Annotated in this window: 26 protein-coding genes; 11 read left to right on the forward strand and 15 right to left on the reverse strand. The window is 72.5% G+C overall.

What is annotated here, in order from left to right; all coding sequences use genetic code 11:
• Positions 1-7: 7 nt before the first annotated feature.
• Positions 8-1,381 (reverse strand): MmgE/PrpD family protein, encoded by a 1,374-nt coding sequence (locus VNF07_02765; protein HVB05154.1) that lies wholly within the window; start codon positions 1,379-1,381, stop codon positions 8-10.
• Positions 1,382-1,601: 220 nt separating this feature from the next.
• Between VNF07_02765 and VNF07_02770 the strand changes: the two genes are divergently transcribed.
• Positions 1,602-3,242, forward strand: coding sequence for an FAD-dependent monooxygenase (locus VNF07_02770; protein HVB05155.1), 1,641 nt, complete (start codon positions 1,602-1,604; stop codon positions 3,240-3,242).
• Here VNF07_02770 and VNF07_02775 read toward each other — a convergent pair.
• On the reverse strand, positions 3,209-3,610 hold the full coding sequence (locus tag VNF07_02775; protein ID HVB05156.1) for a VOC family protein: 402 nt from the start codon (positions 3,608-3,610) through the stop codon (positions 3,209-3,211). The genes VNF07_02770 and VNF07_02775 overlap by 34 nt on opposite strands.
• 63 nt (positions 3,611-3,673) lie before the next feature.
• Here VNF07_02775 and VNF07_02780 point away from each other — a divergent pair, with 63 nt between their 5' ends.
• Positions 3,674-4,039, forward strand: coding sequence for an MGMT family protein (locus VNF07_02780; GenBank protein HVB05157.1), 366 nt, complete (start codon positions 3,674-3,676; stop codon positions 4,037-4,039).
• Here VNF07_02780 and VNF07_02785 read toward each other — a convergent pair.
• Complete coding sequence (locus tag VNF07_02785) at positions 4,036-4,851, reverse strand: hypothetical protein (GenBank protein ID HVB05158.1); 816 nt, start codon at positions 4,849-4,851, stop codon at positions 4,036-4,038. The two genes, VNF07_02780 and VNF07_02785, sit on opposite strands and share 4 nt — an antisense overlap.
• Before the next feature lie 7 nt (positions 4,852-4,858).
• Positions 4,859-5,476 carry a hypothetical protein gene (locus VNF07_02790; protein HVB05159.1) on the reverse strand — a complete coding sequence of 206 codons (618 nt, stop codon included), beginning with the start codon at positions 5,474-5,476 and terminating at the stop codon, positions 4,859-4,861.
• 207 nt (positions 5,477-5,683) lie between these two features.
• On the opposite strand from VNF07_02790, the gene VNF07_02795 reads away from it, so the two are divergent.
• Genes VNF07_02795 through VNF07_02805 form a run of 3 tightly spaced genes read left to right on the forward strand, consistent with a single transcriptional unit; the run spans position 5,684 to position 7,321 of the window.
• A complete protein-coding gene (locus VNF07_02795; protein HVB05160.1) occupies positions 5,684-6,268 on the forward strand; it encodes a sigma-70 family RNA polymerase sigma factor in 585 nt (194 codons plus the stop codon).
• Positions 6,256-7,023 (forward strand): anti-sigma factor, encoded by a 768-nt coding sequence (locus VNF07_02800; GenBank protein HVB05161.1) that lies wholly within the window; start codon positions 6,256-6,258, stop codon positions 7,021-7,023. Before VNF07_02795 ends, VNF07_02800 begins: the two co-directional genes overlap by 13 nt.
• A gap of 49 nt (positions 7,024-7,072) precedes the next feature.
• Positions 7,073-7,321, forward strand: coding sequence for a hypothetical protein (locus VNF07_02805; protein ID HVB05162.1), 249 nt, complete (start codon positions 7,073-7,075; stop codon positions 7,319-7,321).
• 7 nt (positions 7,322-7,328) lie between these two features.
• Here the strand turns inward: VNF07_02805 and VNF07_02810 are convergent, their stop codons facing one another.
• Positions 7,329-7,796, reverse strand: a complete 468-nt coding sequence (locus VNF07_02810; GenBank protein ID HVB05163.1) for a nitroreductase/quinone reductase family protein — start codon at positions 7,794-7,796, stop codon at positions 7,329-7,331.
• A gap of 80 nt (positions 7,797-7,876) precedes the next feature.
• Here VNF07_02810 and VNF07_02815 point away from each other — a divergent pair, with 80 nt between their 5' ends.
• The gene (locus tag VNF07_02815) at positions 7,877-9,472 is read left to right on the forward strand and encodes a hypothetical protein (GenBank protein HVB05164.1); all 1,596 of its coding nucleotides are present in this window, start codon (positions 7,877-7,879) and stop codon (positions 9,470-9,472) included.
• A 164-nt stretch (positions 9,473-9,636) separates the two neighbouring features.
• Positions 9,637-10,272 (forward strand): hypothetical protein, encoded by a 636-nt coding sequence (locus VNF07_02820; protein ID HVB05165.1) that lies wholly within the window; start codon positions 9,637-9,639, stop codon positions 10,270-10,272.
• 122 nt (positions 10,273-10,394) lie between these two features.
• Here the strand turns inward: VNF07_02820 and VNF07_02825 are convergent, their stop codons facing one another.
• Together VNF07_02825 and VNF07_02830 are read right to left on the reverse strand one after the other, a co-directional pair.
• Positions 10,395-11,405, reverse strand: a complete 1,011-nt coding sequence (locus VNF07_02825) for a decaprenyl-phosphate phosphoribosyltransferase (protein HVB05166.1) — start codon at positions 11,403-11,405, stop codon at positions 10,395-10,397.
• A 3-nt stretch (positions 11,406-11,408) separates the two neighbouring features.
• A complete protein-coding gene (locus tag VNF07_02830) occupies positions 11,409-12,434 on the reverse strand; it encodes a phosphodiester glycosidase family protein (GenBank protein HVB05167.1) in 1,026 nt (341 codons plus the stop codon).
• 1,013 nt (positions 12,435-13,447) lie between these two features.
• On the opposite strand from VNF07_02830, the gene VNF07_02835 reads away from it, so the two are divergent.
• Complete coding sequence (locus VNF07_02835) at positions 13,448-14,293, forward strand: phosphodiester glycosidase family protein (GenBank protein HVB05168.1); 846 nt, start codon at positions 13,448-13,450, stop codon at positions 14,291-14,293.
• A gap of 105 nt (positions 14,294-14,398) precedes the next feature.
• On the opposite strand, the gene VNF07_02840 is transcribed toward VNF07_02835, so the two are convergent.
• From VNF07_02840 to VNF07_02865, 6 genes are all read right to left on the reverse strand, one after another.
• A complete protein-coding gene (locus VNF07_02840) occupies positions 14,399-15,616 on the reverse strand; it encodes a Rieske (2Fe-2S) protein (protein ID HVB05169.1) in 1,218 nt (405 codons plus the stop codon).
• A gap of 133 nt (positions 15,617-15,749) precedes the next feature.
• Positions 15,750-16,979, reverse strand: coding sequence for a HAMP domain-containing sensor histidine kinase (locus VNF07_02845; protein ID HVB05170.1), 1,230 nt, complete (start codon positions 16,977-16,979; stop codon positions 15,750-15,752).
• Between the two features lie 95 nt (positions 16,980-17,074).
• Positions 17,075-17,743 carry a response regulator transcription factor gene (locus VNF07_02850; GenBank protein HVB05171.1) on the reverse strand — a complete coding sequence of 223 codons (669 nt, stop codon included), beginning with the start codon at positions 17,741-17,743 and terminating at the stop codon, positions 17,075-17,077.
• 335 nt (positions 17,744-18,078) lie between these two features.
• On the reverse strand, positions 18,079-18,789 hold the full coding sequence (locus VNF07_02855) for a VIT1/CCC1 transporter family protein (protein ID HVB05172.1): 711 nt from the start codon (positions 18,787-18,789) through the stop codon (positions 18,079-18,081).
• Positions 18,790-19,164: 375 nt separating this feature from the next.
• The gene (locus tag VNF07_02860) at positions 19,165-20,745 is read right to left on the reverse strand and encodes a gamma-glutamyltransferase (GenBank protein HVB05173.1); all 1,581 of its coding nucleotides are present in this window, start codon (positions 20,743-20,745) and stop codon (positions 19,165-19,167) included.
• A gap of 48 nt (positions 20,746-20,793) precedes the next feature.
• Complete coding sequence (locus VNF07_02865) at positions 20,794-21,414, reverse strand: LytR C-terminal domain-containing protein (protein ID HVB05174.1); 621 nt, start codon at positions 21,412-21,414, stop codon at positions 20,794-20,796.
• Between the two features lie 90 nt (positions 21,415-21,504).
• On the opposite strand from VNF07_02865, the gene lhgO reads away from it, so the two are divergent.
• The 3 genes from lhgO (at position 21,505) to nudC (ending at position 24,787) form a co-directional block, all read left to right on the forward strand.
• Complete coding sequence (gene lhgO / locus VNF07_02870; GenBank protein ID HVB05175.1) at positions 21,505-22,716, forward strand: L-2-hydroxyglutarate oxidase; 1,212 nt, start codon at positions 21,505-21,507, stop codon at positions 22,714-22,716.
• Between the two features lie 249 nt (positions 22,717-22,965).
• The gene (locus VNF07_02875) at positions 22,966-23,853 is read left to right on the forward strand and encodes an LLM class flavin-dependent oxidoreductase (GenBank protein HVB05176.1); all 888 of its coding nucleotides are present in this window, start codon (positions 22,966-22,968) and stop codon (positions 23,851-23,853) included.
• A gap of 40 nt (positions 23,854-23,893) precedes the next feature.
• Positions 23,894-24,787 carry an NAD(+) diphosphatase gene (nudC, locus tag VNF07_02880; protein ID HVB05177.1) on the forward strand — a complete coding sequence of 298 codons (894 nt, stop codon included), beginning with the start codon at positions 23,894-23,896 and terminating at the stop codon, positions 24,785-24,787.
• Between the two features lie 32 nt (positions 24,788-24,819).
• On the opposite strand, the gene VNF07_02885 is transcribed toward nudC, so the two are convergent.
• Positions 24,820-25,365: a methylated-DNA--[protein]-cysteine S-methyltransferase gene (locus VNF07_02885; protein HVB05178.1), complete on the reverse strand. Its 546-nt coding sequence runs from the start codon at positions 25,363-25,365 to the stop codon at positions 24,820-24,822.
• 40 nt (positions 25,366-25,405) lie between these two features.
• The coding region (locus VNF07_02890) for an AlkA N-terminal domain-containing protein (protein HVB05179.1) at positions 25,406-26,187 on the reverse strand (782 nt) is incomplete at its 5' end.

Here is a 26,187-nt window from a genome sequence, read left to right on the forward strand (position 1 = left end):
GTCGGCCTCAGCCCGCCCGAGGGGTGACGAGGGCGCTCAGCACGGCGACATCGGCGAGGGACTCGAGGCCGTGCAGGTCCTCGAGGCACGCCTCGACGGCGGCGCCGGTGAGACCCCCCTCGGGGAGGAGCGCGCGGCACTTCTCGTCGACGTCGGCCCAGCGGATGCCGCGCGCGCCGGCGCCATTCGGGAGGTAGACGGTGGCCCGCCCCTCCCTCCTGGCGGCGCCGCTCACGGTCACCGTCGCTCCCTGGCGGTAGCGGTCGGCTTCGGCCTCGACGGAGGGGTCTGGGAGGAAGGCGACGCGGTCGATGAGGCGGTGGATGCGCTCGTCAGTGATCTTCTCCGGCGTCGCGTGCGCCCAGGAGAGGCCGCCGTCGGCGACCCCTGCGGCCGCGAAGTAGGCCGGGCTGTGCGCCATCGAGATGAGGTCGGTCAGGTGCAGCGGGCCGGAGAGGACGGCCATGTCGGGGCGGGCGACGGCGATCACGCTGACCTCCTCGGGGGCGATCCCCCCCTTCGCCGCGGCGAGCGCCGCCGCCTCGGCGATGGCGTGGAAGGAGTGCGCGCCGGGGCCGAGCTTGATCGCCATGTCAGTGACGATGTCGTACGCACCGCCGAGCCCCTCGCGCGCTGCGGCTGCGGCCCGTTCGCCGTCGTCGCCGCCGAAGGAGGAGAAGAAGCCGCCGCGCCCCTCGAAGACGCTCAGCTCGCCGTGGAAGCCCCCCTCGGCGGCGAGCGCGGCCTGCACTCCCTGCCAGGTCGCGGCGCCGGCGTGGTACTCGCGCGCGGTGCTCGTGTCCGCGGCCATCGTGAGGCCGCCGATCGAGGTCGCGGCGAGGCCGAGCGCCTCGGCCATCTGCCGGCGGTCGAGGCCGAGCAGCCGCCCGGCGGCGACGGCGGCGGCGAAGACGGCCCCGATCGAGCCGTGGAAGCCCCGGCGGCGAAAGCCCGGGGTGATGGCCGAGGCGATCCGCCCGGCCGCCTCGTAGCCGAGGACGACCGCGGCGACGAGCGCCGCGCCGCCGGCGTGGCGGGCCTCGCCGAGGGCGAGGGCGACGGCCGTCGCCGGCGTCCCGGCGTGCACGATGTTGCGCAGGTCGCTGTCGTCGGAGGCCGCGGCGTCGCTCGCCACCGCGTTCACCTGCGCGGCGGCGGCCGCAGGGAGGCGGCCGCCGGTGAACCACAGCGAGGACTCCGCCTTCCCGCCGCGCTGCTCGGCTAGGGACCGAAGCACTCGCGTCGAGTCGATCGCGATGCCGCACGCCGCGCTCGCGAGGGTGCTCGCGACGACCATCGCGCCGTGCTCGCGCGCCACCGCGGGGAGCTCCTCCGGCCGCGCCTCCGCGAAGAACGCGCCGAGCTCCTCGGCGAGCGTCACGCCGGGCGGCCCCCGGCCAGGGCGCCGCGCGGCGGCTGCGCCGGGCACACGCCGCGGGCCGGGCTGCTCGCTCGCTCACCGTCGCGCTGCATCGCCCCTCCCGTTCGGCCGGCTGGGTCGAGAGACTACCGACTGCCCGTGGGGGGCGGCCGGGAGGCCACGGCACCGAACCCTCGATATCGTGAGGCGGCGCTTCGGGTATGCGGCACGAGGAGGGGCGATGGCGCGGCGTTATCAGGTCGTGATCGTGGGGGGCGGCCCGGTGGGGGTCGCGCTCGCGGTGGAGCTCGGTCAGCGGGGGATCAGCTGCGTCGTGGTCGAGCGCCACCTCGCCACCCAGCGCATCCCGAAGGGTCAGAACCTCTCGCAACGGACGCTCGAGCACTTCTACTTCTGGCACTGCGTCGACGAGCTGCGCGCGGCGCGCATCCTCCCGCCGGGTTACCCGATCGGCGGCGCGACGGCCTACCAGAACCTGCGCTCGCAGTACTGGTACGCGCCGCCGGGGCGCGAGCTCGTCGGCGCCTACTACTTCCAGGCCAACGAGCGCCTCCCCCAGTACCTCACCGAGGAGGTGCTGCGGAAGCGCTCGGCGGCGCTCGAGAACGTCACCCACCGCTACGGCTGTGTGGCGAAGTCGATCGAGCAGGACGAGGCAGGGGTGCGCGTCCTCGTCGCCGACGAGACCTGGCCCTACGAGGAGGAGGTCCTCGAGGGCGACTACCTCGTCGGCTGCGACGGCGGCCGCTCGCTCGTGCGCGAGACCCTAGGCATCGAGCGTCACGGCCCGGACTTCGGCCAGAAGATGTGCCTCCTCGTCTTCAGATCCCGCGAGTTCCACGAGGGCCTCGCGCACTTCCCCGAGCTCACCACCTATCGCGTCCTTGACCCCGAGGCTGGAGGGGTCTGGCAGTTCTTCGGCCGCGTCGACGTCGGGGAGTCGTGGTTCTTCCACGGCCCCGTGCCGCGCGACGCGACGCGCGAGGACTACGACTTCCAGGCGATGCTCGAGCGCGCGGCCGGCTTCTCCTTCAAGGCCGAGATCGACCACGTCGGCTTCTGGGAGCTGCGCATCGAGGTCGCCGAGCGCTACCGCGAGGGCCGCGCCTTCATCGCCGGTGACGCCGCGCACAGTCACCCGCCCTACGGCGCCTTCGGCCTCAACACGGGCCTCGAGGACGCCACCAACCTCGGCTGGAAGCTCGCCGCCACGCTGCAGGGGTGGGGGAGCGAGGGTCTGCTCGACTCCTACAGCGAGGAGCGCCAACCGATCTTCGTCGAGACGGCCGAGCTGATCATCGCCGACGGCATCGTCCGCGACCGCGAGTTCCTCGAGGCCTTCAGCCCCGAGCGCGACGCGGCCGCGTTCGAGGCCGCGTGGGCGGAGATGACCGGCGGCGGCGGCGCCCAGGGCTACGCCGGGGCGGGGGTGCAGGGCTACGAGCCGCACTACGCGGGCTCCTCGGTGGTGGCGGGCGACGTGGGGGCGCCGATCAGCATCCGCGGCAGCCACAGCCACGCCGCGCTCGCCGGGCACCACCTCTCCCCGCAGCTGCTGCGCTCGGGGCGCAACGTCTTCGAGGAGCTGGGCGAGGGCTTCACCCTTCTCGTCCTCGGCCCCGACGACGAGAAGGTCGCGGCCTTCGCCGCCGCGGCGGGGGCGACGGCGGTGCCGCTCACGATCGTGCGCTCTCCGGGCGACGAGGCGCGTGCCGCCTACGAGGCGCCCTTCATCCTCGTCCGCCCCGACCAGTACGTCGTCTGGTCGGGCGAGCACCTCCCCGACGACCCCGAGGAGCTGCTCGCGCTTGTGACGGGGCGCGCCGCTCAGCCGCTCCCGACCTCGAGCAGCTCGAGGTAGTTGCCGGCGGGGTCCGAGAAGAAGGACTGCCGGCGCGGCCCGACGGGACGCGGGTCGGTGATCTCGATCCCTGCGACGCGCAGCCCGGCGACCGCGGCGTCGAGGTCCTCGACGGCGAAGGCGAAGTGCTGGCCGCGCGCCTCGGGGACCTCCCCTTCGATGAGGTGGAGCTGCTGGTCGCCGACGTCGATCCAGGCGCCCCCGAAGGCGAAGTCCGGGCGGTCCGTGCGCAGCGGCAGGCCGAGGACCTCGGTGTAGAAGCGGATCGCCTCGCCGACGTCCTTCACGTTGATCGAGACGTGGTGGACGCCGGCGGTGCGCAGCGTGGGCGGGCGCACCGCTGCGTCGGTGGAGGGGGAGACGGGCATCGGGCGCTCCTCTCGGCGAGGTGGATGACGCACCACCGGCCGCGGCCACGATACCGTGCGCTCGTGGCAGGACACCTTCCCGAGGACGGGGGGCGACCCCGGGCGCGCCCCGGCGAGCTCGTGCGCGCGATCCTCGACGCGGTCGACGCGCTCGCGCCCGGCAGCGTCGCCACCTACGGCGAGATCGCCGATGCCGCCGGCGCCTCGCCCCGCCAGGTGGGACAGGTCCTCTCGCGCCACGGCGAGGAGGTCCCCTGGCAGCGGGTGGTGATGGCGAGCGGGGTCCCCGCCGCGCACCTCGCCGAGCGACAGCTGGCGCTGCTCGCCGCCGAGGGGGTGCCGCTGTGTGACGGCGGCACGCGTGTCGACTGGGGCGCGCTCCGCCACGACCCGCGTCAGCAGGAGCTGTTCGGCGCCCTGGAGGTCTAGGAGGCGAGCTGCGCGCGCGGGCCGAGGCGCTCCGCGGCGCGGCTCACGAGGTGCATGCCGTCGAGGCCGGGGAGGCGGTCGATTTGGCGGTCGATGCGCGCCGCCGCCTTCTCCCCGTCGACCCCGCAGAACAGATAGCCGGCGAGGAAGGCGACCTCGCTCTTTGGCATCACCCCCGAGCCGACGGGCGCCCAGAGGTGCGCGAGCGCGGAGCGGGTGAGGCGGCGCGCAAGCGGGCTCTCCTCGAGGCGGAGCGACGCCTCGCGCTGGTAGAAGTCGATGTGGCGACCCTCCTGGCGCATGATCCGGCAGAGCAGCTCGGAGAGGACCGGGTGGTCGGCGAGCTGGCTCAGGCGGGCGTAGCCGGCCTGTGTGGACCACTCGTTCACCGCGCCCCAGGCGAGGTGCAGCGCGCTCATCGTCGGCAGCACCGCCGTCGAGAGCTGGGAGAGGAGCGGTCGCAGCCGGTCGTGCAGGCCGAGGCGCTGGCGGACGACGCTGATGCGCGCCTCGTTGCCCGGCTCGTCGTGCAGCTGCAGGACCTCACCGATCGCCTCTCCGTGCCAGTGCTCCTCGTAGACCCAGATCGTGAGGAAGGTCGTCATTGCCGGGTCGCGGTGCAGGCGCGTCACCAACAGGTCGCGTAGGTAGCAGACCGTGTGGTGCTCGACGTCGTGCATGTAGCGCAGCGCGCGCAGCGTCTCGGGCTCGAGGGGTCGGCTGCGGAAGGCCGCGAAGTCGATGCCCTCGAGGTCGAGCGCGTGGCTACGCCCCTGCCACTTCTTTCGAGCGGTCTCGGGCGTCGCACTCACGCGTCTCCTACGGAGCGACTGGCGTTCCCGGACGTGCGAGCCGGGTGTACTGGCGACGGTCAACTCGCATGCCAAAAGCGTACCGAGGAGCGACGCGAAAGGCACCGACCGCGACGAGCGCGAGGAGCGGCATCTCGCCGGGGTCGTTGGCCGAGCCGGTGAAGAGGCCGCCGAGGTTCTCGCCGAGGAGCCAGAACGCGCCGAGGAGGCAGAGCACGGCGGCGAGCGCCGCCTGAGGGAGGGGGCGGGCGACGGCGAGGAGGAGGGTGAGCTCGACGGCAAGGAGGCCGAGGGTCACGGCGAGCGCGTGACCGCTCGTAAAGGCCCCGAGGGCGCGGTCGACGCGGGCGAGCGCGGCCGGCTCGCCGACGGCGAGCGACTGGTAGTCGGCGCGCAGCCGCAGCGACGCCGGATAGGGCGAGGCCGCCTCGAGGAGGAGCCCCGCCGCGAGGACGACGGCCCACACCCGGCGGAGGCGCGCGCCGAGCGCCGCCGGGTCGCCGCCGAGGCTGCAGAAGAGGACCGCCGCGAGCGCGGCGTAGAGGAGGGCGGGGCCGGGGGAGCCGAAGGCGAGGCCGCCGAAGCCGCTCGCGACGCCGCCGAGGCCCTCGCCGAGGACCCACACCGCGAGCGCCTCCAGGCGCTGCGGGCGCGGCGCCCGACGTCACCTCTACGGGGCGGCCGCGCCCGGCGGATGCGGGAACTGCGAAACTTGCGAAGTGCCGAGCCCGCGTGCCCTCGCGCGCCGTGTCCCGGCAAGCCGGGACGACCGCCCTGCGACGGGCCCGCGCCGGTGGCCATCCGCCGGACCGGCCCGCTCCGTATGAGCTTCGTGCGCAACGATTTCGCCACCGCGAGCGACGCGAGCCTCGTGCTCCTCGTCGCCCGCTGGCACGAGTCCGCCCTCGCCGAGCTCTACCGCCGTCACGCCGGAGCGGTCTTCGGCCTCGCCCGCCGGCTCCTGAACGACGCCGTCCTCGCCGAGGAGGTCGTGCAGGAGGTCTTCCTCCGCCTGTGGCGCCAGCCGGAGCGCTACGACCCCGAGCGCGGGTCGCTCCGCTCCTTCCTGCTCTCGGCGAGCCACAGCCGGGCGATCGACACCCTCCGCTCTGAGGGGGCGCGCCGCGACCGGGAGAACCGGGACGCGTTGCGCACCGCCGAGGCCGGCTATGACCTCGAGCGCGAGGTCGCGGACCTCACCCTCGCCGAGCACGTCCGCAGCGCGCTGAGGTCCCTCCCCGAGAACGAGCAGCGGCCGATCGCGCTCGCCTACTTCGCCGGCCACACCTACCGCGAGGTCGCCGAGCTCCTCGGGGAGCCGGAGGGGACCGTGAAGGGGAGGATCCGCGCCGGCCTGCGGCGGATGCACGACGCTCTCGCCGGAAGCGGCATGGTGGCGGGAGGATGGCCGGAGTGATGGAGCACGAGGAGGCGGCCGAGCTGCTCGGCGCGTACGCCCTCGACGCCGTCGAGGGCGACGAGGTCGAGCGCCTCGAGGAGCACCTGCGCGGCTGCCCCCGCTGCCGTGGCGAGCTGCGGGCGCACCGCGAGGTCGCCGCCGCCCTCGGCAACTTCGGCGCGATCGCCCCCGAGGGGTTGTGGCAGAAGATCGCAGCGCGCGTCGCCGCCGAGGAGGAGGCGCCCCCGCCCCCGCCCCCGGGCTTTCTCTCGGCGCCGATCCCGCTCGCCCCCCGCCGGCGGGCGCGGGCGCTACGCGCCGCTCTCGGCGCCGTCGCGGCGGCCGTCCTCGTCGCCCTCGGCCTCTCGCTCGCGCACCTCGACCACGAGCTGAACACCCTGCAGCAGGCGACCGCCGCGCGCGGTCTCGCTCCCGCGGTCGCGGCGACGGCGCTCGGGCCGCACCAGACCGTGACCCTCACCGCGGCGCGTAGCGGGGCCCGCGCCGTGGTCGAGATCGCGCCCTCGGGCGCGGCGTACTGGGTGAGCTCGACGCTCGGCAACCTCGCTGCGGGGCGCACCTACCAGCTGTGGGCGCTCGTCGGCCGCCGACTCGTCTCGATCTCGCTGCTCGGCGCCGACCCGCACGGCTTCGCCGCGCTGCGCGTCGCGCCGAGCATGTCGATGCTGATGGTCACCTCTGAGCCGGCGGGGGGCTCGGTGCAGCCGACGACGCCCGTGCTGCTCGCGGCACCGCTCCCGCCGCTCGCCTGAGCGGCCGCCGGCGGGGCATGTCCTGCGGGCGAGGTCGTAGTCTCGGGCAATGGCCGTCGCCGATCACCAGAACCGTTGGCGCCCCCAGCCCGCCGAGTTCCTCGGCCGCGACGAGCGGGGCCGCTGGCAGGTGCACGGCACGACGGGGCTGTTCGAGGTGCTCTGCAGCACCTGCGGCGACGACGACGGGCCCTACGACGAGGCGAGCCCGGAGGTGCAGGCGCTACGCGGCCCGTACCGCAGCATCGAGCTCGTGCGCGAGGCGGTCGTCGTGCACCGGCTCTCGGAGGAGCCGTGACGAGCGGTCAGGCGGCCTCGAGGGTGAGGACGACGACCGGGATCGGGCGGGTCGTCTTCTGCTGGTAGTGGAAGTAGCGCCAGCCGGTGTTCGCGTTCGCGAGCCGGAGCAGGCGCTCGTAGCCCTCGCTGAAGCGCTCGACGATGCGGGCGCTGGCGCGCCTGCGCTCGGTGCCGAGCTGCACCTCGACGTGCGGGTCGGCGCGCAGGTTCTTCATCCAGTCCGGTTCGCTGTCGCTGCCGTTGTTGGAGGCGACGAGGACGAGCGCCTCGCCGTCGGTCGCGTAGGCGAGGGTCGCGGTGCGCTCGAGGCCGCTGCGCCGGCCGGTCGTGTGCAGGAGGAGGCAGCGGGTGCCCCCGATGCGCGCCCCGATGCGCCCCTTGCTGGCCTCGAAGATCCGGCGGTGCAGGCGCAGCGCGCGCGTGAGCACGGCGTCGATCAGCGCGTCGGTGTCGATCTCGGGGCGCTTCGGCATGGGCACGGCTGTCACTCCTCGAAAAGGGCGGGCGGCCAGGCAAGGTTACGCGCGGCGTGCACCGCGCCGAGGCGGGCCCGGTGAGCGGGCGCCGCCTCGCGCAGGGGGCCCTCCTCCTCGCCGCGCTCGCCGCCCTCGCCCTCCTCCTCGACGAGGCCTCGCTGCACACCTACGTCGGCAACTCCGACGGCGCGACCGTGGTCCTCGAGGGACAGGCGATCTCGGCAGGCCACCTCGCGCTGAGCGGCTGGTCGATGAGCCTCGAGTCCTTCTGGAGCATCGACGCCGTGGTCTACGCCGCGGTGGAGCGGGTCGCCGGGCTGCACGCCGATCTGCTGCACCTCGTCCCGAGCTTCCTCGCGATCGGCGTCGTCGTCGCCGGTGCGCTGCTCGCGCGCCGCGGCTGCAGCGGCGCGGCGAGGCCGGCCACCGTGCTCGCCGTGGTCGCGATCGTCGGCCTCCCGAGCCCGACGCTCGCCTTCTTCCTCCTGCAGGGGCCCTGGCACGTCGGCACCGTGCTGTGGACGCTCGTCGCCTTCGGCGCGCTCACCGCCCGTCGCGGTGGCTGGCTCTTGTTCGCCGTCGGCGCGCTCTTCCTCGCCGCCGCCCTCCTCGGCGACTTCATGACCCTTGGCATCGCCCTCCTCCCGGTGCTCCTCGCCGGCGCCGCGACGATGGCCCGCCGGCGGTTCGCCGCCGGCCTGCGCCTCGCCGCCGCGGTCCCCGCGGCGGTCGCCCTCGCCGCCCTCGGGCGGCTGCTCGCGACGGCGATCGGCACCTTCACCCTCGTGAACCGCAATGTCGTGATCAGCAGGGGCCAGATCGGCCACAACGTGAGCCAATTGCCGGGGCGCCTCGCCGCGCTCTTCGGCGTCGGCAACCTGCCGCTGGACGTCACCCACCAGTCGGTGGCCGCCTCGGTGGCGCACGCCGTCGGCCTCGCCGGCGTGCTCGCGGCGGTCGGCTACGGCCTGTGGGTGCTGTGGCGGGGGATCCGCCGCCCGCAGCCCGAGGAGGACGCCCGCCTCGACGACCTCCTCCTCTTCGCCGTGCTCGGGAGCATCGCGACCTTCTTGCTCACCGCCCCGAGCAACAACGTCGACTACCTCCGCTACCTGCTGCCGGCGGTGCTCTTCGCCGCGGTGCTCGCCGGCCGCCACCTCGGCCACCTCGTCGCCGCCCTCGGCGACTCCCAGCCGCGCCGCCTCGTCCTCGGTGCGGGGGCGGCCCTCTCGCTCGCCTTTTTCCTCGACGCCACCCTCTACCTTGACCACCCGCCGCCCTCGCCGCCGGCCGTCGCGCTGAGCAGCTTTCTACGCGCCCATGACCTGCGGGTCGGCCTCGGCGACTACTGGAGCTCGTCGCTCGTCACCGTCGAGAGCGACGGCGACGTCGTGGTCCGCCCGGTCACCAACAACGCGGCGGGCAACCTGCTGCGCTACGACCGCCAGTCGAGCGACAGCTGGTACGCGGGGGTCTCGTTCCAGTTCTTCGTCTACGACACCCGCCGCCCCTGGCGCGCGGTCGACACCGCGAGTGCCGTCGCCACCTTCGGGATGCCGTCGCACACGTACTCCGTCGGTAGCTACCGGGTGCTCGTCTGGCCCCGTTCGGTGCACCTCTCGCCGAAGCTGCCCCACGAGGCCGAGCCTCTCAACTTCTACCTGCGCTTTTGAGTGTGGAAGCGCTCCACAGGGACGCTGCGGGCCGCCCATTGCCCGGGACCCTGGGGGATCGTTCGCGCGCGGCCGACGGGAGATGAGGCGCGGAGATCCCCCGTGAACCGCTGAGCGGACGAAAAGTTCATGTTGTCGTCAGGGTACGCGGCGATCCTTGCCAAATGGAGCGACGCTCGCCGAGCCGGCCCGCGCGCCTGCACGCCCAGGCGGACGGCCCCGAGGGGGCGTCAAAGGGGGTCGAAGCGAACGCTCGCCTGACCGGTTCGACGGCGGCCGTGCTGCTCGTCCTGCTCGCCGCCGAGGGAGTCACGGTGCTCCGCATCGGCCCGCTCCTCAAACCGCACGTGTTCATCGGGATGCTCCTCATTCCACCGACTGCACTCAAGATCGGAAGCACCGGCTATCGCTTCGTCCGTTACTACACCGGCTCGCTCGCCTACCGACGAAAGGGACCGCCGCCGGCGCTCCTGCGCCTGTTGGGGCCCTTGGTCGTCGTGCTGACGATCGCCTTGATGGCAAGCGGCGTCGCGCTCTTGTTCGCGGGTGCGGGGCTCCGCCAGAACCTTCTTCTGATTCACAAGGCGAGCTTTGTCTTGTGGCTCGCAGCGATGACGGTCCATGTCCTCGGCCATCTCCTCGACACCGCCAAGCTCGCTCCGAGGGACTTCTATTGGCGAACTCGAAAGCAGGTGGCGGGCGCCGGACTTCGCCAGTGGTCGATCGCGGCGAGCTTGGTGGTCGGTGCATTGCTCGCAGCGGTGACCGTTGGCCGAGCGGGCCACTTCCTCGTCGGCTGAGGTCAACCTCTCCGCCCGCGCCATCTCTGCCAGCGCCTGGCGAGATCTCTTCGTCAACGACGGGGGAGGGCAGCGCCCCGCATCTCGCATCACCCGGGCGGCTTCGGCGCGGTCAACCTTCGTCACGTGTAGATCGCAATGGTGACGAGCGCCACCCCGGCCGCTCCGACAAGTTGGATCACCCGATTGTGAAGCACGAGGTCTTCAGGAGCACCGCCTTCACCCGTCTCGACGGCGAGTTCGACAGCCAGCACGCCGAGGACGAAGGCGAGAATTGAAAGCTCGAAGAAGACGTTGTCGGAGTCGGGCCTGCCGACGTCGATGTGCGCGGCGCGCTCGAACGCCCATAGGCAATAGGCAACGATCGCGACGCCTGCCGCGATGATCCGGACTGAGCGAAGAAAGGGCTTGGGGTAACGGCTGAGCACCTCACGATGGGCGATGCTCGCTGTTCCGAGGGTGTCGATCTCTGCGGTGCGTTTGCCAGCGACGACGAGCAAGGCGGCTGCGGACGTCACGATGGCGAACCACGGCGAGATCGAGATGTGAACGGCCACACCCCCAGCGATCGCTCGCAGGACGAATCCCGCCGAGACGCACCCGAGCTCGAGAATGGGCACGCGTTTCAGCCAGAGCGTGTAGGCGATGGTCGTCGCGCCGTAGGCGCCGAGCAGGACCGCGAGGCGGATCCCGGCGAGAAGGCCGGCGCCCGCGGTGGCGAGGAGGAGCAGCGCGCTCCCGAGCCCGATCGCAAGTTGCGAAGCAAGCTCGCCGGACGCGACCGGACGATGGCGTTTGTCGGGGTGGAGGCGGTCCGCCGGCGCGTCGATCGCGTCGTTCAGCAGATAGGTGCCAGCGGAGGCGACGAGGAAGATCCCCGCGGCCGCTGCGGTCCGGCCGATGATGGCCGGTCGGCCGAGCAGGCCGGCCGTTCCCGGCGCTGCGAAGACGAGCAGGTTCTTGATCCACTGGCGTGGTCGCGTCGCCACGAGGAGGCTGCAGAGGAGCGGCCGTCGTGAAGCACCCGCTTCCGGAGTCGCCGGTGACTTCGAGCGGTCACGCGTCGTCGGGGTCCGGCCCGCGCCGGCCCCCCTGTGATGGACGCGATGACGTTGCATGAGGCGGCCGGTCATCGGTTACGGCACTCCCCGGGCCGACATCGTGAAATAGTCCCGAGACCACCACGGCTCGAAATAGCGCGCCGGCGAGCCCGACATGTCCGGGAGGAGGTCCGAGCCGTTCGCCGCATCCGCCGGCGCTGTCGGCGAAGAAGGAGAGTACGTCGCGAGGTTCACCCAGTCGGTGTTGATGTCGAGTTCCATCGCCCGCACGGCACCGGCTCGCGCGAGGAGGCCGGCCAGCGTCGTGATGTTGAGGCCCGGGCCGCCGACATAGACGAGCGCCCCGTTTCTCGTGACCCCGACGCCGGAACGCCAGACGTAAATCTGATTCCCCAGGGTGTAGCCCCACTTCGTCGTGTCGTTGGCGTTCAAGCCGGGAACGGGCCGGCCACCGTCGACGAGGAGGTCGAGGTTCTGGCGAACTGCGACCACGTCTGCGCTGAGGGTCGCGTCCCGACCCCACTGCGCCACCGTCGCGGTGCCGTCGCGGTAGATGACGAACGAGGCAGCGCCTTGCCGTAGTGGGTCGACGACGCGCCCATCGGTGTAGTAGCCGCCATTCGCGTTGCCCATCAGAAAGCCGGCGTTGAATGCGGCGACGAGGCTCCTCGCCGCTGCCGGTTGGATCGGCGCGGTGTTGGGGTAGGGCCCGCCGCCGGGGACCGTGCTGCCCGAGTAGAGCGTCGCGCGGAGCAGCTTGGTGTCCATCCATGCCACGCCGACGACGAGGCTCGTGTGGATCGGATCGGGTCGGAGGAACGCCTCGTAGACAGCGGACAGACCATCGACCTTGCGCCCGACCTGGTGCCAGATGCCCTCTCCCGGGATCGCCGGGCTCGCGAGCGGCGGGATCGGCGCCGGTGCCGGGAGGTGCGCCGCGGAGCGGGCCGTCGCGTCAGAGGTAATCGCCCGGGCCGAAGGGGGCGGGATCGCTCCTTTGCGCGGCGCTCCGCCTACCGGAGGCTGGTGGTGGGAGTACCAAAGCGACTCCGCCCAGTTGACGACGGGGGCAGCCCCGTGCTCGCGCGCCCATTCCGCCAATCGTGCGCCGTTCGAAGCGCCAAGTCCCGGGTTGCCCAGCGCGCTTCCGAGTGACACCCACACCGGCGTGAGCAGGACAACGACGACAAGTGCGGCGGAGCGATACGGATGTCGACCGACGATCGTTGTGCGAGCTGCCCTCAGTGCCCGCCGTCGCGACCGTCGACGACGGCGGGCGTTGGGGGAACGGACCTTGTGGTGACTTCGTGCTCGTGCCGGCTGGGAGTCGACGGTGGGTTCTGATGGCGGAGCGCCGAGGTCGCGGAGGTCTTCGAGCACGCGCGAAGAGCTCGGACGGAGATGGCGCGGCGCATTCATCCGCCGTCGGCCGCTTGCATCGCTGCCGAGCGGCCTTGGCCGAGAATGCAAAGGGCGTCCGGAGTGCTCAGCAAGCCGGGTGTCCGCTCGCGTGCCACGTGGTCCCCATGGCGAAAAGGGTAGAGAGCAAGCCTTACGGCGAGATGAACACGCACCATTCAATACTGGAGCTCTTGGATCACGGCACCGAGTGGGGGCCTTCCCGGTCGTAGCCCAGCTGTTCATGGCACCGTAAGGATCGGTCCCTATCGTCCTAACGGTGACGGAAATTGGGGGATCACCTCTCGATCGTTTACTACCAATTCGAGCGGATCGCAGCGTCTCACTGCGACCGCGCGGGCCGGCACAATTCACGCTTGCCGGCGTGGTGCCTTTTCCGGTGACGCACCGAGGGGCCGGGGCGACGCCGCCCCCGCCAGACAGAGGGCCTGCCTTGGTGTTCGGACCGCGCTGGACCGACGACCCCGAGACCGATGGCCCACCGCATCGCTGAAGCGGGCGGGGGTCCGAGCGCCGGGCGACGTCGCGTTCCGAGGTCCGTGGCGCGGCGGCGCCAGGCGCTCGTACTCGTGGCCGTCGCGCTGCCGTGCATCGGATTCGTCGGGGTTCTCCACTCGCTCGGCGCCGCTCGTGGAGCCCCGCACACTCCGACGAAAGCAAGGTCGACGAACCCCAAGGCGGTCGACGCGCCGGCGGTGTCGCTTGCGCCACCCGATGCGATCGGCCCCTTCCACCTCCCTCCGACGAGCGGCGAGGGTCAGTGGCGGCCGGTTGGCCGTCGCGTCGACAATCTCCCTGCGGTGTACGAGACGACGGTCCGGCTCCCGAGCAATGCGGCCGCCGGTGCCGGGATCGCCTGGATGGACACGAAGCTGCTTCGAGCTCGCCTCTACTCGGGAAGCCTCAGCCCCGGAGGACTGTTCTGGAAGTACACCGCCCCGATCTCGCCCGCCGCCTCCCAGACGCTCGTCGCGGCGTTCAACGGCGGGTTCCTGCTGAAAGACACGAACGGGGGCTACTTCAGTGAGCGCCACCTCGTCGCACCGCTCCGCACCGGCGCCGCGTCGCTCGTGATCTTCAAGAACGGCTCTGCGACGGTCGGTGAGTGGGGGCGAGATCTTGCGATGACGCCCGCAGTCGTCGCCGTGCGGCAGAACCTGACCCTCCTCATCGACCACGGCCAACCCGTCGCAGGGCTCAATCCGAATGACGTCTCGACTTGGGGGGTGAGTCTCCACGGGGTCGTCGACACGTGGCGATCCGGCCTCGGCGAAACCGCGAACGGCGCTCTCGTCTACGTGTCGGGCCAGATGACGATCGTCGACCTCGCGGACATCCTTGCGCGAGCCGGCTCGGTGCGAGCGATGGTCCTTGACATGAACCCGAATTGGACCGTCTTCTCGATCTACGCGCCAACGAGCGGCAGCGGTGCTGCTTCGCCGTCGAACGGCTCCGACCTGCTTCCCGCGATGCTGCAGACGCCGGCCCGCTTTTTCGAACCCGCGTATTCCCGTGACTTTGTCACGATGTCCGCGCCGTAACCGAGCGGTGCCCGTCCGGCGGGCCTCATCACCGACGGCGATCGCTTCGGTACCCCGCAAGACCAAGGCCTCGCGGCGAGGCACAACGCTCCCGAGGACGACTACTCAGCCGTCGACATACAGCTGGCCGTTGGACCCCGCGTTGACCGTGATCGGCGAGAGTCCGGCTTGTGCGGGGCCACTCTCGACGGCCCCGGTCGATCCGTTGAAGGTCGATCCGTGGCACGGACAGACGAAGATGTCGTTCTGTTGGTCGAACTGGACCTGGCACCCGGCGTGCGGGCAGACAGCCGAGAAGGCGTGGAACGTGCCCTGCTTGACCTGGACGACCAACGCGGGGACTCCCTGCGCCGGATCGGTGAAGCTCGCCGCGCCTCCGACCGGAACGTCGCTCGCGGGGCCGATGCGCGTTCCCTTTGGGGTCTGTCCTTCAGGGGGGCGAGCCGGCACGGTCGTCGACGGTGAGCTCGCCGCTCCGTTGCCGGTCGGCGCGGTGGAGCCGGTACCTGGGTTCGTGCCGCCTCCGCCGATGGTTCCCGTTCCCGACGCTTGTTGAGCGCCGTGAGCAAGGCGCCCGATCGCGGCGACGAATCCACCGAGGGCGAGACCGGTCAGGCCGACGACCCCCGCCGCAGAGAGTCGCTGCAGGAAGACCCGTCGATCGAACTCGGCTGCCCGGCGCCGCGCGGCGGGACCACCGCGGATCGCCGCGGTCTGCAGCGCCGCGCGTGTCCGCGCGGCGCGTTGCGCGAAGAGCGCGTCGAGCGACCAGGTACCCGAACCGGCGAGCACGAACGGCGTCCAGGCGAACAAGAAAACGATGTCCGGTCCGTAGTAGTAGGGGTTGTCATTGAAGCTGACGGTGAGGAAGAACGACAGTGACAACAGCAACCCGCCGAGCGCCGCGACGCGCCCGAAGAGGCCGAGCAGCGTGCCGAGGCCGACCGCGACCTCGCCGAGAGAGATGACCACCGCGACGAGCGTGGCGAGGGGGAGCACCGGAGACAGGAGATGGTGAAGCGGGCTCGTGAGAATCGAGCCGCGCAGCTGCTCCTGGAAGGATCCGGGAGCGGTCGCGCTGAAGAAGTTCTGGTTGGCAAGCTTTTGCAGGCCGGCGAACACAAAGGTCACGCCGAGGAACGCCCGAAGAAATAGGAGCGGCCCCCCTACCCCCCCGAACAGCTCCCCGATGCTTCGCGGCGCAGTCAATTGAGCCACGTGCTCGTCGTCTATGACCGGACCGGGTTCGCCCCGTTGCACAGGGTGGTCCGGCTGGGGGCGGACTTGATATGGACGTCGCCCGCGCTTGCGACCGTTTGCCATGCCCGTCCTCACCCCTTCGGTGTCAAACGCGCGGGATCCCGCGTCTCAAGGTAGAGGGTATGGAGCGGACCTTACGGCGACATGAATGGGGCCGACTCGCGCTCGGCTGATCGTCGGGCGACATTCCGGTGGCTCAGGAGGGGCTGCCGACGGGGAGTGCCTCGCGGTGGTCGTCGCCACGTGCGCCATTCGCATCGTCTGATCGAAAGCGCGGCCAGGAAGCTTGGATCCGAGCGCCACCGTTGGGCGCGGTGGTGATGCTCCATTCGCCATCGGTAGCCCGTACGACGGCGTTGGCGATGGGGAGTCCGAGACCGGCACCCCCCGGGACGTCGCTCGCGCGATGAAACCGTTCCATGATCTCGTCACGTTGCTCCTCGGGAATTCCTGGACCGTTGTCGTCGACGGTGAGCGTCACCCGGTCCTCGGTCCTGGAGACGGTGACGTCGATCAGCCCGCCGACGCCGGCGTAGCGGCAGGCATTGTCGAGAAGGACCGAGACGAGGCGATCGAGCCAGTCGGCAGGGGCGAGGATGATCGCTGGGAGGGAACCTTCCTCGGCAGTGGAGATGGTGAGGCCGTCGCGCTGCGCGAGCGCACGGAAGCGGTCGGCGCACACCGTCGCCAGACTCACCACGTCGACGGCTTCGTGGGGCGGGTTGTCCGGCATCGCATCGAGGCGAGCCAACCACAAGAGGTCGTCAACGATGCTCCGCAACCTCCTTGACTCTCCGGCAACCCGCTCCAGTGCCGAGCGGTAGCCGGTTGCTGATCGCTGGGTGCTGAGCGCCAGACCGATCTCGGCCTCGATCACACTGAGCGGGGTGCGCAGTTCATGAGAAGCATCGGCGGTGAACTCGAGCTGGCGCAGCCGGGCCTGCTCGATAGGTGTCGCGGCGCGTCGACCGATGATCGAGGCGGCGACGAACAGGGCAAGGAGCAGGATCGGCGCGAGTGCTCCCTCGATGACGAACAACGTGTTGCGCACGCTCATCGCTTCGCGGGTGCTCGTGGCGACGACAAGCCGTCCGGTTCGAATCACCGTCCCGTCGAGGCGAAAGGTGCGGCCGTCGACGACCGCCGTGGTCGGCCGGCCGACGTGAAGCGCACTTCTCGGCAGGATCGGCTCGTCACTCTCGAGAGGCTGGGCGCGTGTAGCACCGGCCGGTACGAACCAGGCGAGGAGTGGAGCGTCGTCGAGATCACCACCCGAACCGGTCGACAGCTCGGTCTGGCTCGACTTCTGCGGGCTCAGGTGCCGAGGCAGTCCATGGGTGAGCGAAATGAGGCGACCCGCCAACCGCGCGTCGATCGAACCGTTGAGGTGGTCGACGACTAAAAGGTCCGCGAGCGTGCAGGCCAAGAGATAGACGGCGAGGGCGAGCAGCGTCGCGCCGAGCGCGACGCGCCGGGCCTCCCGGCGGACTCGCGCAACCCCGGCGCTCGCCGTTGCGGTCGTCATGAAGCGACCAGCCGGTAGCCGGCACCGCGCTGCGTCTCGATCCTCGTGTCGCCACGAGCGAGTTTGGCGCGGAGGCGGGCGATGTGGACATCGATCGTATTGGAGCCAACTGCGTCGGCTTCGTCCGGCCACGCTTGCAGCGCGATCGTGCTGCGCTGCACGACGGCGGGGCTCCTGCGGATGAGGAGCTCGATGATGGCGTACTCCCGTGGCGTGAGCTCCGCGGGTGCACCATCCACGAGCACCACCCGCGTAGCGGGGTCGAGGGTGAGTGATCCGCAGCGGAGGAGTGGCTGGCGCTCTCCACTCGGTCTGCGAAGCAGCGCACGGAGCCGGGCGAGCAGCTCGCCGTAGTCGAACGGCTTGATCAGGTAGTCATCCGCGCCCTCGTCGAGGGCGCGGATCCGGTCGGGCGGGGCGTCTTTTGCCGTGAGCATCAAGAACGGCGTGTGGATTCCCCGGTGTCGAGCCCAGGTGATTATCTCGAGTCCGGAAGCTCCCGGCATGCGCCAGTCGAGGACGCCGACGCTGTATTCATAGGCGCGGAGGTACTCGCGGGCGGCGTCACCGTCTGCCACCCCGTCGACGACGTAGCCGGCTTCGCGGAGGCCCCGTTCGAGGACCTCCCTCAGGCGAGCGTCGTCTTCGGCAAGGAGGATTCGCACGCCGAGAAGTGTGCCAGCCGCATTCGGAACGGAGGAATCGGGCGCGCCCCGCGCGCCGGGAGCGCGCTCGGAATGGCGGAGCAGCAACGTTTCAAACCGAAGGACGCGAACAGTGGGCCGCCCGATCGGAGCTGGCAGATCTCAACGAATGGCCCCGGCGGCTTTTACCGACGCTCGCATGCCCGAAAGAGCTGTGTTTGCGCTGGTCCTCACCCGATCCAACCTAGGGGCCAGGCCTTACGAGAACATGAACGAAGCGGGTTCCCCGTTCGCTCCCGCGACCGGCATTCCGGTCGATCACCCGTGCCCAAAGCGCACCGATAGCGGGTCGGCTACTACCCGGACGCGCCGATGGCGGAGCCGATCGCGTACGTCACCGCACCCGCCACGGCGCAGATCAATAGCGATCGGATCCCTGACCACGACCAGCTTCGGCCGGTGAAGATCGACAGCAGAGCGCCGACAACGAGCGCGAGTGCTCCTGCGCTGCCGATCGAGACGAACAGCGCCCCGTTGCCCGACGAGCCCCCGAGGAAGGCGGCCATCGGGACGAATGCGCCAATCCCGAAAGTCACAAAGGACGCGGCGCCGGCCTGAAGCGGCGAACCGAGTGCATTTGGGTCGATGCCCAGCTCTTCACGGGCGTGGGTGTCGAGGGCAGTCTGTGGATCGGCCATCAGCTCACGCGCGACCGCCGCGGCCACCTCGGGGGAGACGCCTCGACGCTCATAGATCATTTCGAGTTCTCGCTGTTCGCTGTCGGGCACGCTGGCGAGCTCGTCACGTTCGAGATCGAGTTGACGCTCGAGGCCCTCGCGTTGGCCGCGCATCGAGACGTACTCTCCCGCGGCCATCGAGAAAGAGCCCCCGAGCAACCCCGCGAGGCCGGCGAGACGCACGAAGCCTCCGCCGGGGTGAGCCCCGGAGGTTCCAAGGACGAGCGAGAGGTTGGACACGAGGCCGTCACTCACTCCAAAGACCGCCGCGCGGAGTCCGCCTGATCGCATGTCCAGGTGTGGGACATGGCTCGTCGACTCGCCGGACATGGAGGCCCCAGATGATCCGCGAGCCCTTGCCGCCGCGAGTCGACGTGAGAGTGGAAATGCCACAGGAATCCTCGCTTTCGGGGGCGTCGACCGCCGCGCCCGGGCGCGATCGGGCGCGATCGGGCGCGATCGGGCGCGATCGCGTGAACGGTAGGGAGCGATCCTTGCGGCAACATGAACGAAAGACCGGCAACCGCCTCGCCAGATGATCGTGGAGCGCGAAATCATGCGCACCCGCGTGGAACCGATGCCGGGCGTTCGCCGCGCTTTCGCGGCGCGCTATCACCGCAGGTCACCGCGGGATATGGAGGCGATTCCCCAGGCACAATCGCGAGAGCGTCCAGCCGGTCAATCGGCGGTCAGCTCCATCGGTAGTCAGTAGCCGAGGGCGCCGCCCGAGCGGGGCCGGGGGTCGGTGCCGCCGGCGAGCATCCCCTCCTCGAGCGCGATGAGGTGTGCGTGCCCGAAGCTCGCGTTGAAGGGCGTCCGGCGGGCGACGTCGTGGCCGCGGCCCGCGAGGCCCTCGTCCCATCCCTCGGCCGCCTGGCCCTCGAGGGCGACCTCGACACGGCCCCGCTCCTGCCAGGTGTCGAAGGGGGCGCCGGCGACCGGGTCGGCGAGGATGAAGCGGCCCGCGGCGAGGGCGTCGCCCGGCTCCTGACCGCAGTGCAGCCAGCGGGCGAGGAGCTGCAGGACGATCTGCGGCTGGCTGTCGCCGCCCATCGAGGCGACGACGCCGGTGAGTGATCCGTCGAGGCCGGTGACCGCTGTCGGGCAGAGGGTGTGCACCGGGCGACGGCCGGGGCGATACTCGTTCGGGTGGCCCTCGTCGAGGGAGAAGCCGATCCCCCGGTTGTGCAGGAAGACGCCGAGGCGGGGCAGCGCGAGGTAGCTGCCGAAGCCCCAGGCGTTGGACTGCAGCATGCTCACCGCCATGCGGTCCGAGTCGACCGCGGTGAGCGCGATCGTGCCCCCCTTCAGGTAGCTCCCGGGCAGCTCCGAGGCGCGCTCGGGGTCGATCGCCGCGGCGCGCGGCGCGAGGCGCTCGGGGGAGAGGAGGGCCTCGCCGTCGGCCTCCTCGTGCAGCACGTCGAGGCGGTCGAAGCTCGCCTGCCGGGAGGCCTCGACGAGGAGGTGCGCCCAGCGGGGGTCCTCCGGGTCCTCGGGGAGGTCGAGCTGCGAGGCGATCCAGGCGCTCGCCAGGGTGAGGTAGCCGCACGAGGCCGGGGGGACGGTCCACAGGCGGTGGCCGAAGGCCTCGACGCCGAGGGCGGGCGCCCACTTCGCGATCGGGCGGGTGAGGTCCTCGGGGGTGAACTCGCCGTTGCCGACCTCGAGCAGCTCGCGGCCGAACTCGCCGCCGTAGAAGCCCTCGCGACCGTCGGAGATGATCGCCTCGAAGAGCCGCGCCACCCCCGGCCGGCGCACCCGCGAGCCGGCGTGCGCCGGACCGCCGGCAATGAAGTCCGCGGCCCCGGGGCGCTCCGCGATGAGGTGGATCTCCCCGGCGAGCTCGGGGCCGACCGGGAAGCCCTCGGCGGCGTAGTCGCGCGCCGCGGCGAGGACCTCGGCGAGCGGCAGCCGGCCGAAGCGCTCATGGAGCGCGAGCCAGCCGTCGACGCAGCCCGGCACGGTGACGGCGCGGATGTCGTTGCGGGCGGGGATGCGCGTGAGGCCCTCGGCGCGCGCCGCCGCGGCGTTGGCGCCGGAGCCGGCGAAGCCCGAGGAGTTGATCGCCACCGGCGCCTCGCCGGGGGGCACGACCACCGCCAGCAGGTCACCGCCGAGGCCGTTGCGGTGCTGGAAGGTGACGGTGAGCACGGCGCCGGTCGCGATCGCGGCGTCGACGGCGTTGCCCCCGGCGCGCAGCACCGCGACGCCTGCCGCGGAGGCGAGGTGGTCGACCGTGCAGACCATCCCGCCGGGGGCGTAGTAGGTCGCGGCGGGCTCGAGCATCAGGGGCTCCTCGCTCTCTCGGCGGCGCGCCGCCGCCGGGGCGGGAGGTTAGGCGGCCACGCCGCCGTAGGTGGAGCCGAGGATGAGGACGACCTCGTCGTTCGCCGGGAGGTCCGAGACCTGCTCGAGGTGGACCGGCCCGACGACGTGGTTGTCGAGGGTCTGCGCGGCCGAAAGGTTGCCGGGCGAGTACTCGATCACGCTCTCGTGGTAGGTGAAGTTCTGGGCGTCGCCCGTGCCGTTGATCGTGAAGCCGGCGTTGTGCAGCGCGCTCGCCGCGTCGGTGGCCGCGTTGCTGCCGCCGAAGCCGTTCACCACCTGCACGAGGACCGAGGAGGGGCTGACGAGGTCGACGGGGGCGACGGTGGTGGTCGTGCTCGCCGTGGGAAGCGTCGTCGAGGTCGCCGTCGACGTCGTCGTCGTCGAACTCGCCTTCGTGCGCGCGAGCGTGGTCGAGGGACGCGCGGGCGCCCTGGTCGCCAGCGCGAGCGTGGTCGTCGTCGTGGTGCCGTGGCCGCCGCTCGCGCTCGGCTTCCCGCCGCCGAGGGCGAGCACCACCGCGGCGATGGCGCCGAGGACGACGACGAGGGCGCCGACGGCGAGGTAGCGCTGCCGGCGGGGGCGCCTGCGCCGGTGCCTCGCGCGGCCACGAGGAGCGGAGCCAGCCACGTCTCGACGATAGACGGCGCGCCCTCGCGGATAGCGCCACCCCCGGTGCCTCGGGCGACCCGCCCGAGGGCGCCGCGGTACCGTCGGGCGATGGGTGAGCGACGGGTCGCGATCGTCGGCGGGGGGATCGTCGGCCTCGCCCTCGGCCGGGCGCTCGCCACCGAGTGGGGCGGCGAGGTGGTCCTCTACGAGAAGGAGGAGGCGCTCGCGCCGCACCAGAGCTCGCACAACAGCGGCGTCGTCCACGCCGGCCTCTACTACGCCCCCGGCTCGCTCAAGGCACGGCTCTGCCGCGAGGGCGGGGCGATGCTGCGCGAGTACTGCGCGGAGAAGGCGATCCCGTTCTCCGAGCTCGGCAAGCTGGTCGTCGCCCGCGACGAGGGCGAGCTCGCCGGCCTCGAGGCGATCCGCGCCCGCGCCGTCGAGAACCAGGTCCCCGACCTCGCGGTGCTCGGCTCGGCGGAGATCGCCGGCATCGAGCCGCACGTCGTCGGCGCCCGCGCGCTGCACTCGCCGCACACTGCGGTCATCGACTTCCCGACCGTCGCCCGTGCCTACGGCGCGGACCTCGTCGCGCACGGCGGGGAGGTCCGCCTCGGCGACGAGGTGCGCGGCCTGCGCGAGGTCGCGGGCGGGGTCCTCGTCCGCAGCGACCGCGGCGAGGAGCGCTTCGCCGCGGTCGTCTGCTGCGCGGGGGCGCACAGCGACCGCTTCGCCCGCCTCGCCGGCGCGACGGGCGGCCTTCACGTCGTGCCCTTCCGCGGCGAGTACCACCGCCTCGCGCCGTCGGCCGCGGCGCTCGTACGCGGCCTCGTCTACCCCGTCCCCGACCCGCGCTACCCCTTCTTGGGGGTGCACCTCACCCGCACCCTTTCCGGCGAGGTCCTCGCCGGTCCGAACGCGGTGTTCGCCACCGCCCTCGAGGGCTACCGCCGCCGCGACCTCTCGGTGCGCGAGCTCGCCGGCGTGCTCGCCTTCTCCGGCACCCGCCGCCTCTTCGCCGCCCACTGGCGGGCCGGCCTCGCGGAGCTCGGCACCTCGCTCTCGCGGCGCGCCTACGCGGCGAAGGTGCGCGCCTACCTGCCGGCGCTCTCGACGGAGGACCTGCAGCGCGCGCCGGCGGGGGTGCGCGCGCAGCTCCTCGATCGCGCCGGGGCGCTCGTCGACGACTTCGTGATCGAGACGAGTGGGAGGGTGACCGTGGTCCGCAACGCCCCCTCGCCGGCCGCCACCTCCAGCCTCGCGATCGCCGCCCACCTCCACGCCGAGCTCGAGCGCAAGGGGCAGCTCGATGCGGCGTGAAGGGCGCAACGCTTCGCTAACACTTCGCCAGCACTCGTCTTACAACTGCACGCGACGATCACCACTGCGACCTTCCCGCGCACCGAGCACGGACAAGGTCAGGTGGGTCACCGTCGGTCGGCCCACCGCAGTCGAGCGGCGTGGCACTCCGGGCGCCGCAGCTGTCCTCCCCCGGCGGCTCTGCCTGATCTGTGATCGGGTGGAGCCGCGCCCCGATAACGGTGCGCGGCGGTCTGGCGGAGGGAGACGGTGAAGGTCCGCATCGGCATCGGGAACGGCCGCGGCCCCCTCGACGACGAGCGCCTCGGAGCCTTCCTCGACGCCATGGAGCGTCACGGCTTCGACTCGATCTGGCTCTCCGAGACCCTCGCCGGGGGCGGCGTCGACCCCGTCGCCGGCCTCGCCTTCGCGGCGGCGCGCGCGCCGCGGGTGAAGCTCGGGACGACGATGCTGCTGCCCGGGCGCAACCCGGTGCGCCTCGCGAAGGCGCTCGCCACACTCGACCGGCTGTCGCGCGGCCGCCTGCTCGTGACCTTCGTCCCGGGCGTGCTGCGCAGCCCCGAGCGCGAGGTGATCGGTGTCGCGCCGCGGGCGCGCGGCGCGGCGATGGAGGAGGGACTCGCCCTCGTGCGCCGCCTCCTCTCAGGCGAGGTCACCGACCACGACGGCGCGCTCGGCTCGTTCCGCGGCGTCACGCTCTCCCCGCTCCCGGTGCAGCAGCCGCTCGAGTTCTGGCTGGGCGGCATGGCCGCGGCCGCCCTCGAGCGCTGCGGCCGCCTCGGCGATGGCTGGCTCCCCTCGGCCTGCACCCCCGCGGAGGCGGCCGCCGGCCGGGAGGTGATCGAGGGGGTGGCGGCGGCGGCGGGGCGCGCCATCTCCGACGAGCACTACGGGGTGAGCATCGCCTACCTCCGCGCCGAGCCGACACCCGAGCAGCGCGCCCAGATCACCGAGCGCGCAAAGGGCCGCGACCCCCGCCTCGTCGTGCCGGTCGGCCTGGAACAGGCGCGTGCGCTCCTCGAGGCCTTCATCGCCGAGGGCTTCTCGAAGTTCGTCCTCCGCCCGATGGCCGCCGTCGACGACCACGACGAGGAGCTGGCCGCGCTCGCCTCGGCGCTCGGCGACCTGCAGAGCTGACGCGGGCCGGCCGCCCCGCGGCCGCCTACGCTCCGGGTCGATGCGCACCACCGACGAGCTCTTCCAGCTCCCCTTCAGCGGCCACACCCTCGACCGTGCCGGCGAGCGCCGTAAGGACGAGGCCTTCCTCGCCACCGCCGCGGCCGCGCCGCAAGGGCGGGTGCTGTGGCTGCGCGACGGGGCGACGATCCCGGTCGACGGCGACGGCGCGCTCGTCTGGGCGCCGTCGGCCCCCGCCCTCGAGGCGGGGCACACGCTCACCTTCCTCGGGGTGAACGCCGCCGGGGGCGCGCTCTTCGCCGCCTCGGTGACAGACGCCGAGGAGGCGCTCACCGACGACGGGCCGAGCTACGCCGCGATGCGCGAGGTCGGCCCCTCGCTCGCCGCCGCCGACGGCGAGGCCGCGGTCGAGGCGCTCGCCCTCTACACCTGGCACGAGCGCCACCCCTTCTGCCCCCGCTGCGGCGGCGCGACGCACCCCACCGAGGGCGGCCACGTGCGCCGCTGCGCGTCGTGCGCGAGCGACCACTTCCCGCGCAGCGACCCGGCGGTGATCATGCTCGTGAGCGACGGGGAGCGCTGCGTCCTCGGCCGCCGCATCGGCGCCGCCGAGGGGCGATGGTCGACGCTCGCCGGCTTCGTCGATGCCGGCGAGTCCCCCGAGGCGGCGGTCGCCCGCGAGGTCGAGGAGGAGGTCGGCCTGCGCGTCAGCGCGGTCCGCTACCGCGGTTCGCAGCCCTGGCCCTTCCCCTCCTCGCTGATGCTCGCCTACGAGGCGACCGCCGCCTACGCGCCCCTCGTCGGCAACGACGAGCACCACGAGGTGCGCTGGTTCACCCGCGAGGAGGTCGCCTCGGGGATGACGGGGCGCACGATGACCCTCCCCGGGCCGGTCTCGGCCGGCCACGCGCTGATCCGCAGCTGGCTCGGCTGAGTCGCCGCGAGGGGCGCCCCCGCCGTCGGGCGTCAGTCGCCGCCGCCGCCGGCGCGCTCGAGGTCGAGGAGGGTGGTCTTCCGCTCGATCCCTCCGGCGTAGCCGGTGAGGGAGCCGTTCGCGCCGATCACCCGGTGGCAGGGGACGATCACCGAGATCGGGTTGTGGCCGTTGGCGGCGCCGACGGCGCGCGACGCCGAGGGGCGCCCGACCGCCGCCGCGATCTCCCCGTAGCTGCGGGTCTCGCCGTAGGGGATCGCCGCGAGCGCCCGCCACACGGTGCGCTGGAAGTCGGTCCCGACCGGCGCGACCGAGAGGGAGAACGAGCGCCGCTCGCCGGCGAAGTACTCCGCGAGCTGGCTCGCCGCCTCCTCGAGGACCCCCTCGTCGGGGAGGGCGCCGTCGGGCGCCTCCTCGGCGTAGCGGGCGCCCTCCAGGTAGCAGCCGTTCAGCGCGGCGCCGTCGGAGAGGAGGAGGAGGCCGCCGACCGGTGAGGCGACGCGCCGCCAGGTGGGGGCCGGGTCGCGGGCGGGCTCGGTGAAGCGGAGGGCGTTGTCGCGGCTCGTGGTGAGGGTCACGTCGGCTCCTGTCTCGGGTGTGGTCGTCTCCGGTCGCGGCTCACGCCGCGGCGCTCGCCGGGCGGGTGGTGGTGGGCAGCGAGGCCCACAGGTGGTGCAGCGCGTAGGCCCGCCAGGGGCGCCAGGCCTCGGCGCGGCGGAGCGCGTCGGCGGGGCCCGAGGCCTCACCGAGGGCCGCGAGGGCGTGCCGCAGGCCGAGGTCGCCGGCGAGGAAGGCGTCGGGGTCCGAGAGGGCGCGCATGCGGATGTAGGCGGCCGTCCAGGGACCGATCCCCGGCAGCGCGAGCAGTGCCTCCTCGCAGTCGTCGCGGTCCGCCCCCGGGTCGAGGGTGAGCTTGCCGGAGCTCAGCTGCTCGGCGAGGCCGATCAGCGCCCGGCCGCGGGCCGCGGGGAGGGGGAGGTCCGCGGGGCTGAGCGCGGCGAGGGCCTCGGCGCGCGGGAAGGTGGTCGTGAGGGCGCCCTCGGGGGCGGCGAGCGGCTCGCCGAAGGCGGCGGCCAGCCGGCCGCCCACCGTGCGGGCGCCGGCCACCGAGACCTGCTGGCCGAGGATGGCGCGCACCGCGAGCTCGGCGGGGTCGACGGTGCCCGGGACGCGTAGCCCCGGGCGGGCGGCGACGAGGGGGGCGAGGAGTGCGTCGCCGGAGAGCGCGCCGCCGACCGTCTCGGGGTCGGCGTCGAGGTCGAGGAGGCGCCGGCAGCGGCCGACCGCGGCGGTGAGGTCGCGCAGGTCTCCGAGGGCGAGGTGCGCCGCGACGTAGGGGGCGCGCCCCTCCTCGCCGGCGGCGAGGGTGACGACCGCCCGGTCGTGGGGGAGCGTGAGCA

It is taken from the genome of Acidimicrobiales bacterium (assembly GCA_035533595.1).
Classification (GTDB): Bacteria; Actinomycetota; Acidimicrobiia; order Acidimicrobiales; family Bog-793; genus DATLTN01.

Bases quoted from the DNA above. Each gene is read 5' to 3' on its own strand.
- VNF07_02770 (HVB05155.1), top strand. From the start codon at position 1,602: ATGGCGCGGCGTTATCAGGTCGTGATCGTGGGGGGCGGCCCGGTGGGG.
- VNF07_02775 (HVB05156.1), bottom strand. From the start codon at position 3,610: ATGCCCGTCTCCCCCTCCACCGACGCAGCGGTGCGCCCGCCCACGCTG.
- VNF07_02800 (HVB05161.1), top strand. From the start codon at position 6,256: ATGGCCGGAGTGATGGAGCACGAGGAGGCGGCCGAGCTGCTCGGCGCG.
- VNF07_02805 (HVB05162.1), top strand. From the start codon at position 7,073: ATGGCCGTCGCCGATCACCAGAACCGTTGGCGCCCCCAGCCCGCCGAG.
- VNF07_02810 (HVB05163.1), bottom strand. From the start codon at position 7,796: ATGCCGAAGCGCCCCGAGATCGACACCGACGCGCTGATCGACGCCGTG.
- VNF07_02820 (HVB05165.1), top strand. From the start codon at position 9,637: ATGGAGCGACGCTCGCCGAGCCGGCCCGCGCGCCTGCACGCCCAGGCG.
- VNF07_02825 (HVB05166.1), bottom strand. From the start codon at position 11,405: ATGACCGGCCGCCTCATGCAACGTCATCGCGTCCATCACAGGGGGGCC.
- VNF07_02840 (HVB05169.1), bottom strand. From the start codon at position 15,616: ATGGCAAACGGTCGCAAGCGCGGGCGACGTCCATATCAAGTCCGCCCC.
- VNF07_02855 (HVB05172.1), bottom strand. From the start codon at position 18,789: ATGTCCGGCGAGTCGACGAGCCATGTCCCACACCTGGACATGCGATCA.
- VNF07_02860 (HVB05173.1), bottom strand. From the start codon at position 20,745: ATGCTCGAGCCCGCCGCGACCTACTACGCCCCCGGCGGGATGGTCTGC.
- lhgO (HVB05175.1), top strand. From the start codon at position 21,505: ATGGGTGAGCGACGGGTCGCGATCGTCGGCGGGGGGATCGTCGGCCTC.
- nudC (HVB05177.1), top strand. From the start codon at position 23,894: ATGCGCACCACCGACGAGCTCTTCCAGCTCCCCTTCAGCGGCCACACC.